Below are 7,765 nucleotides of genomic sequence, written 5' to 3' on the forward strand. Positions count from 1 at the left end.
GGACCGGGCCTTCGGCGCTTGCCGGGCTGCCTGCCGGCTACGCCTTGCGGAGGCGGAACGTCAGGGACAGCGACTCGTCCGTGAACGTCTCGCCGTACGCGTCGTCGGCCTCGCCCTGTGCGAAGTCCGTGGCGAGCACCTCGTCCGCGATGAGCTCGGCGTGGTCGGACAGGGCCGTGATCACGGCCGGGTCCGTGGAGGTCCAGCGCAGGGCGATCCGGTCCGCGACGTCCAGGCCGCTGTTCTTGCGGGCCTCCTGGATCAGGCGGATCGCGTCACGGGCCAGACCGGCACGGCGCAGCTCCTCCGTGATCTCCAGGTCGAGGGCGACCGTGGCACCGGAGTCGGACGCCACCGACCAGCCCTCGCGCGGGGTCTCCGTGATGATGACCTCATCCGGGGCCAGCGTGATCTTCTCGCCGTCGACCTCGACCGACGCCGTTCCCTCGCGCAGGGCCAGGGAGAGCGCGGCGGCGTCCGTGTCGGCGACGGCCTTGGCGACCGCCTGGACGCCCTTGCCGAACCGCTTGCCCAGGGCGCGGAAGTTGGCCTTCGCGGTCGTGTCGACCAGGGAACCGCCGACCTCGGAGAGCGACGCGAGTGAGGAGACGTTGAGCTCCTCGGTGATCTGGGCGTGCAGCTCCGGGTTGAGCGACTCGAAGCCGGTGGCCGCGATCAGGGCGCGGGACAGCGGCTGGCGGGTCTTGACGCCGGACTCGGCCCGGGTGGCACGGCCCAGCTCCACCAGGCGACGCACGAGAACCATCTGCCTCGACAGCTCCGGGTCGATCGCCGACAGGTCAGCCTCGGGCCAGGACGTCAGGTGGACCGACTCCGGGGCGTCCGGGGTGACCGGCACCACCAGGTCCTGCCAGACACGCTCCGTGATGAACGGCGTCAGCGGGGCCATGAGGCGGGTGACCGTCTCCAGGACCTCGTGCAGGGTGCGGAGCGCCGCCTTGTCGCCCTGCCAGAAGCGGCGGCGGGAACGGCGTACGTACCAGTTGGAGAGGTTGTCGACGAACGTGGACAGGAGCTTGCCCGCACGCTGGGTGTCGTAGCCCTCCAGGGCCTGCGTGACCTGGTCGGTGAGCGCGTGCAGCTCGCTGAGCAGCCAGCGGTCCAGGAGCGGGCGCTCGGCGGGCGCCGGGTCGGCGTCGCCGGGGGCCCACTTCGACGTACGGGCGTACAGGGCCTGGAAGGCGACCGTGTTCCAGTACGTGAGGAGCGTCTTGCGGACGACTTCCTGGATGGTGCCGTGGCCCACGCGGCGAGCCGCCCACGGGGAGCCGCCGGCCGCCATGAACCAGCGCACGGCGTCGGCGCCGTGCTGGTCCATCAGCGGGATCGGCTCCAGGGTGTTGCCCAGGTGCTTGGACATCTTGCGGCCGTCCTCGGCGAGGATGTGGCCGAGGCAGACCACGTTCTCGTACGACGACTTGTCGAAGACCAGAGTGCCGACGGCCATCAGCGTGTAGAACCAGCCGCGCGTCTGGTCGATGGCCTCCGAGATGAACTGCGCCGGGTACCGGCTCTCGAAGAGCTCCTTGTTCTTGTACGGGTATCCCCACTGCGCGAACGGCATCGAACCGGAGTCGTACCACGCGTCGATGACCTCGGGGACGCGCGTCGCGGTCTCCTGGCAGGTCGGGCAGGGGAAGGTGACCGCGTCGATGTACGGGCGGTGCGGGTCGAGCTCCGACTGGTCGGTGCCCGTCAGGTCGGAGAGCTCGGCGCGCGAGCCCACGCATGTCAAGTGGCCTTCCTCGCAGCGCCAGATGGGCAGCGGGGTGCCCCAGTAGCGGTTGCGGGACAGCGCCCAGTCGACGTTGTTGTTCAGCCAGTCGCCGAAGCGGCCGTTCTTGACCGAGTCGGGGAACCAGTTGGTCTTCTCGTTCTCCTCGAGGAGACGGTCCTTGATGGCCGTGGTGCGGATGTACCAGGACGGCTGCGCGTAGTAGAGGAGCGCCGTGTGGCAGCGCCAGCAGTGCGGATAGCTGTGCTCGTACGGGATGTGACGGAAGAGCAGACCGCGGTCCTGGAGGTCCTCGGTCAGCTTTTCGTCGGCCTTCTTGAAGAAGACACCGCCCACGAGGGGGACGTCCTCCTCGAAGGTGCCGTCGGGACGCACCGGGTTCACGATCGGGAGGCCGTACGAACGGCAGACCTTGAGGTCGTCCTCACCGAAGGCGGGGGACTGGTGGACCAGACCGGTGCCGTCCTCGGTGGTCACGTAGTCGGCGTTGACCACGTAGTGCGCGGGGGCGGGGAACTCCACGAGGTCGAAGGGGCGCTGGTAGTTCCAGCGCTCCATCTCGGCGCCGGTGAAGGTCTGCCCCGTGGTCTCCCAGCCCTCGCCGAGAGCCTTCTCGACGAGCGGCTCGGCGACCACGAGCTTCTCTTCGCCGTTCGTCGCGACGACGTACGTGACGTCGGGGTGCGCGGCGACCGCGGTGTTGGAGACGAGGGTCCACGGAGTGGTCGTCCACACCAGGAGGGCCGCCTCGCCCGCAAGCGGGCCGCCGGTGAGCGGGAAGCGGACGAAGACAGAGGGGTCGACGACCGTCTCGTAGCCCTGCGCCAGCTCGTGGTCGGAGAGGCCGGTGCCGCAGCGCGGACACCAGGGGGCTACGCGGTGGTCCTGGACCAGGAGGTCCTTGTTGAAGATCTCCTTGAGGGACCACCAGACCGATTCGATGTACTCGGGGTTCATCGTGCGGTACGCGCCGTCGAGGTCGGTCCAGTAACCCATGCGGGTCGTGAGGTCGGCGAAGGCGTCGGTGTGCCGGGTCACGGACTCGCGGCACTTGGCGTTGAACTCGGCGATGCCGTACGCCTCGATGTCCTTCTTGCCGCTGAACCCGAGCTCCTTCTCGACAGCGAGCTCGACCGGGAGGCCGTGGCAGTCCCAGCCGGCCTTGCGGGCGACGTGGTAGCCCCGCATGGTGCGGAAGCGCGGGAAGACGTCCTTGAAGACGCGGGCCTCGATGTGGTGGGCGCCCGGCATGCCGTTGGCGGTGGGCGGGCCCTCGTAGAACACCCACTCGGGGCGCCCCTCGGACTGATCCAGGCTCTTGGCGAAGATCTTCTGCTCGCTCCAGAAGTCGAGCACGGCGTGCTCAAGGGCGGGCAGGTCGACCTGGGCGGGCACCTGGCGGTACTGCGGCTGCGTATGCAACGGCTGCGTGTTCAACGCGCTTCCTCCGGCGGACGATTCCGTTCCGTCGGAGGGACGAGAGCCGCTTGTCGCGCTCCCGCGGTACCACCCTCCTTGGCCCTCCTGGCGCGTGTGGCGCCGGGAAAACCCCCTCATTGGGGTCGCGATGCCGGGTCTACTGGCCTGCGGCGGACCTGAGGGCCCACTGCCGGTGGTTCTTCCGGCGGCTCCGGGGTGATCTTCACGTCGCGCCTGCCCCCGGGCTCACACCGTCCCCGGGTCGCTCATGGCCGCGTACGCCGCTACTCGTCCCCATTCACGCTTCTCGCTCCGGCCAGTGTACGGGGCGGGGTGTACGGGGCCGACCGGATTTCGGGCGGCCGCGTCAGGCGTGCTGGGGGACCTCGTCCCTGAGGGATTCGCGGACCATTTTCCGAAGCTCCGGGCTGTCGGTGTGTCCGTGGACGGACACGGCGTGCTCGCTGGCGGCGCGGACCACTTCTTCCTCTTCACCGGAGATGGCGAGAGTGCAGTGGGTCTCGCTCGGGAATTCGCGGCAGTCGGCTGTTTTGCGCATGGCGCACCTTCTTGTGTCGAATCCCATTTTAAGCCCATTTCTGCCTTGAGGTGGACTCATGCCCAGGGCCGCCGAGGCCGCGATGATTGACCCGAATGCCGACATGTGGAGCGTTCGGATCCTGATCCGCGATCCGGCCGGATTACCCGGCCGGGAGCTGGGCACAACGCATGCATGCTCGCCGCGCTGCACCCGTGGGGCGGGCGGATTGGGCGGCGTGCCCCGTTGCCGCGGGCTCTGAGTCGATTTATCGTCCCAGCACGATTCGCGTGCAAGATCACAAAATGTGAAGGGGCCGCGGCCATGGTGGCGAAGAAGACCGCCGTACAGGATTCGGCGTCGGGCAGATCCACAGGCGCGGCCACGAAGAAGACCGCCGCAAAGAAGGCTGTGGCGAAGAAGGCGGCCGCCAAGAAGGCCGTCGCCAAGAAGGCGGTAGCCATGGTTGCCGATGCCGGCAAGAAGACAGCAGCCGGGGAGGGCGCCGCCAAGGAGCCCGATACGGCGAAGAAGGCCTCCGCGAAGGCCTCCGCGGCGAAGAAGGCTCCCGCGGCGAAGAAGACAGCTGCCAAGAAGAGCACGGCCAAGAAGAGCACGGCCAAGAAGACGGCTGCGACGGCGGCCGAGGGTGCGGCTCAGGCCGCGGAGACGACGGGAGCCACGACAGTGGTCACGAAGAAGACTCCGGGCACGGCGACGGCAGCGAAGAAGCCGACGGCGGTGCCCAAGGCGCGTATCGCCGCCGCAGAGCCCGGTGAGCTCGCGGTACGGCCCGGCGAGGACCCCTGGACCCCGGAGGAGGTCGCTGAGGCCCGTGCGGAGCTCCAGAGCGAGGCGCTGCGGCTCGGCAGTGAGATCTCCTCCTCCGAGGACGCCCTGGCGGGCCTGATGCGCGATTCCGGGGACGGCGCGGGCGACGACGACGCGGACACCGGCACGAAGAACATCACGCGGGAGCACGAGATGTCGCTGGCCGCCAACGCGCGCGAGATGCTCGAGCAGACCGAGCGCGCCCTGGAACGGCTGGACGCGGGGACGTACGGCATCTGCGAGAACTGCGGTAATCCCATCGGCAAGGCGCGGATGCAGGCCTTCCCGCGCGCGACCTTGTGCATGGACTGCAAGCAGAAGGAGGAGCGCCGCTACTGAAAGCGGCCTGACCACCTGCTGCCGTACGTGTGTGCCGTACTCTCGTCCCCAGTCAGGTACCTAGGTTGAGGGACTCACGTGGCAGAGGCGGAGCGCATCATCGGTACGCCGGACATCCCTGAGGCGGCTGGGCAGGACGAGGCCGGCGAGCAGGCCTCGTCCGACGAGCGGGCCACGCCGGACGAGCAGGTCACGCCGGACGAGCAGGTCACGCCGGACGAGCAGCGGCCCAAGGGCAAGCGCAGGATTCTCGTCCTGTTCGCGGTGGCCGTCCTTGCGTACGCACTGGACCTCGTCAGCAAGATGATCGTCGTCGCGAAGCTCGAGCACCACGCGCCGATCGAGATCATCGGCGACTGGCTCCAGTTCAACGCCATCCGGAACGCGGGCGCCGCCTTCGGGATCGGCGAGGCCTTCACCGTGATCTTCACCTGTATCGCGGCGGCAGTGATCGTGGTGATCGCCCGCCTGGCCCGCAAGCTCTACAGCCTGCCCTGGGCCATCGCCCTCGGCATGCTGCTCGGCGGCGCCTTGGGCAACCTCACCGACCGGATCTTCCGTGCCCCCGGCGTGTTCGAGGGAGCGGTGGTCGACTTCATCGCGCCGAAGGGCTTCGCGGTGTTCAACCTCGCGGACTCGGCGATCGTGTGCGGCGGCTTCCTGATCGTGATCCTCTCGTTCCGCGGCCTGGACCCCGACGGGACCGTCCACAAGGACTGAGCAGGGCCTGAGCAGGAGCGGAGCCCCCGGCGGGGGCTCTCGTGGTGCGGGAGTGTCGGTGGCCTCCTGCATACTCAATGGGTGAGCACGATTCCCGAGATCCGTACCCTGCCCGTGCCGGACGGCCTGGAGGGCGAGCGCGTCGACGCCGCCATCTCTCGCATGTTCGGTTTTTCCCGCACGAAGGCCGCCGATCTTGCGGCGGCAGGCAAGGTGATGGTCGACGGCAGCGTGGTCGGCAAGTCCGAGCGTGTGCACGGCGGCGCCTGGCTGGAGGTGGAGATGCCGCAGGCGCCCGCTCCGGTGCAGATCGTCGCCGAGCCCGTCGAGGGCATGGAGATCATCCATGACGACGACGACCTCCTCGTGATCGTCAAGCCGGTGGGCGTGGCCGCGCATCCGAGCCCCGGCTGGACCGGCACCACGGTGATCGGCGGCCTCGCCGCCGCCGGGTATCGCATCTCGACCTCCGGAGCCGCCGAGCGCCAGGGCATCGTGCACCGCCTCGACGTGGGCACCTCCGGTCTGATGGCCGTCGCCAAGTCGGAGCGTGCGTACACCTCCCTGAAGCGGCAGTTCAAGGAGCGCACGGTCGACAAGCGCTACAACGCGCTGGTGCAGGGCCACCCCGACCCGATGAGCGGCACGATCGACGCCCCCATCGGCCGCCACCCGCAGCACGACTACAAGTGGGCGGTCACGGCCGAGGGCAAGGATTCCGTCACGCACTACGACCTCATCGAGGCATTCCGTGCGGCCTCGCTGCTCGACATCAAGCTGGAGACGGGTCGTACGCACCAGATCCGCGTGCACATGGCTGCCCACCGGCATCCGTGCGTGGGCGACCTGACGTACGGCGCCGATCCGACGTTCGCCAAGCGGCTCGGTCTCACGCGCCAGTGGCTGCACGCGGTGCGGCTCGGCTTCGAGCACCCCGGTGACGGGCAGTGGGTGGAGTTCGAGAGCACCTATCCGGACGACCTCCAGCAGGCTCTCGACCGGGTGCGGGCAGAGAGCGAATGAGCGCCGGGGTCAGCTGCCGGACAGCGGTCGAAGCCGATGACCTCGAGGCCTGCTTCAGGGTCCGCAAGGAAGTCTTCGTCGTCGAGCAGCAGGTCCCCGAAGACCTCGAGTACGACGCGTACGACGCCGATGCGGTGCACGTCCTCGCGGTCCGCGACGACGGCCTGCCGCTGGGCACCGGCCGGCTGCTCACCGGCGCCGCGGCCGCGGCCAAGAACGGCGGAGACAGCGAGGCGGGCGCGCTCGGCCGCCTCGCGGTGACGCGGGAGGCACGCGGACTCGGTGTCGGTGCGGCCCTGGTGCGGGCGATCGAGGACGCGGCACGCGCGCGTGGCCTCGCCGCGGTCGACCTGCACGCACAGACGCACGCCCTGGGGTTCTACGAACGCCTCGGGTACGTGGTCTACGGCCCCGAGTTCCCGGACGCGGGCATCCCGCACCGGGCGATGCGCAAGACGCTGGGCTGAGCGCCGGACTCCGGCACAGGTGCCGGAGGGGCATTGGCCCGGTTCGCGGGGATGCGTGGCAGGGTTGAGGTCTTGATCGTCTGAGTCCCGGACCTTCTCGAACTGTCCCGAATTGCCGGAGGCCGCACCGTGGATCAACTGGCGCTGCTGCTCGTTCTGCTGCTCGGCGCCGTGGTGACGGTGCCGCTCGGCGAACGGCTCGGGCTGCCCGCGCCCGTCCTCATGACGCTGGCCGGGATCGTTCTCGCCTTCGCCCCCTGGGTCCCGAACGTCGAGATCCCGCCCGATTACATCCTGCCGCTGGTCCTTCCGCCCTTGCTGTACGCGGCCGTCCAGCGCACCTCGTGGCGGCAGTTCGCGGCCAACAGACGCCCCATCTTCCTGCTCGCCGTCGCCCTCGTCTTCGTGACGACCGCGGCGGTCGCCGCGATCGCGAACTCGGTCGTCCCCGGGCTGCCGATCGCCGCCGCCGTGGCGCTCGGCGCGCTCGTGGCGCCGCCCGACCCGGTCGCGGCGACCGCCGTCGCCGGGTCGCTCGGCCTTCCGCGGCGGCTCGTGTCGATCCTGGAGGGAGAGGGCCTCTTCAACGACGTCACGGCCATCGTGCTCTACCACGTGGCGATCGCGGCGGCGGTGAGCGGGACGTTCTCGTGGCCGGAGGCGGTGGGGCAG

7 protein-coding genes are annotated in these 7,765 nt (G+C 69.5%); 5 read left to right on the forward strand and 2 right to left on the reverse strand.

The window, feature by feature from the left end:
• Positions 1-37: 37 nt before the first annotated feature.
• Both ileS and ACFQ7F_RS44445 read right to left on the reverse strand, forming a co-directional pair.
• Positions 38-3,178 (reverse strand): isoleucine--tRNA ligase, encoded by a 3,141-nt coding sequence (gene ileS / locus ACFQ7F_RS44440; RefSeq protein ID WP_383285013.1) that lies wholly within the window; start codon positions 3,176-3,178, stop codon positions 38-40.
• A 364-nt stretch (positions 3,179-3,542) separates the two neighbouring features.
• On the reverse strand, positions 3,543-3,734 hold the full coding sequence (locus tag ACFQ7F_RS44445; RefSeq protein WP_190081399.1) for a DUF1059 domain-containing protein: 192 nt from the start codon (positions 3,732-3,734) through the stop codon (positions 3,543-3,545).
• A 303-nt stretch (positions 3,735-4,037) separates the two neighbouring features.
• Here ACFQ7F_RS44445 and ACFQ7F_RS44450 point away from each other — a divergent pair, with 303 nt between their 5' ends.
• The 5 genes from ACFQ7F_RS44450 to ACFQ7F_RS44470 all read left to right on the forward strand — a co-directional run.
• On the forward strand, positions 4,038-4,883 hold the full coding sequence (locus ACFQ7F_RS44450; RefSeq protein WP_383284997.1) for a TraR/DksA family transcriptional regulator: 846 nt from the start codon (positions 4,038-4,040) through the stop codon (positions 4,881-4,883).
• Positions 4,884-4,961: 78 nt separating this feature from the next.
• Positions 4,962-5,603, forward strand: coding sequence for a signal peptidase II (lspA, locus tag ACFQ7F_RS44455; RefSeq protein WP_383285001.1), 642 nt, complete (start codon positions 4,962-4,964; stop codon positions 5,601-5,603).
• 81 nt (positions 5,604-5,684) lie between these two features.
• Positions 5,685-6,626 carry an RluA family pseudouridine synthase gene (locus tag ACFQ7F_RS44460; protein WP_383285004.1) on the forward strand — a complete coding sequence of 314 codons (942 nt, stop codon included), beginning with the start codon at positions 5,685-5,687 and terminating at the stop codon, positions 6,624-6,626.
• Positions 6,623-7,093, forward strand: coding sequence for a GNAT family N-acetyltransferase (locus ACFQ7F_RS44465; RefSeq protein ID WP_383285007.1), 471 nt, complete (start codon positions 6,623-6,625; stop codon positions 7,091-7,093). Before ACFQ7F_RS44460 ends, ACFQ7F_RS44465 begins: the two co-directional genes overlap by 4 nt.
• 129 nt (positions 7,094-7,222) lie before the next feature.
• The coding region (locus tag ACFQ7F_RS44470) for a cation:proton antiporter (protein WP_383285010.1) at positions 7,223-7,765 on the forward strand (543 nt) is incomplete at its 3' end.

Origin of the sequence: Streptomyces sp. NPDC056486, assembly GCF_042795295.1 — a bacterium.
Lineage (GTDB): Bacteria > Actinomycetota > Actinomycetes > Streptomycetales > Streptomycetaceae > Streptomyces.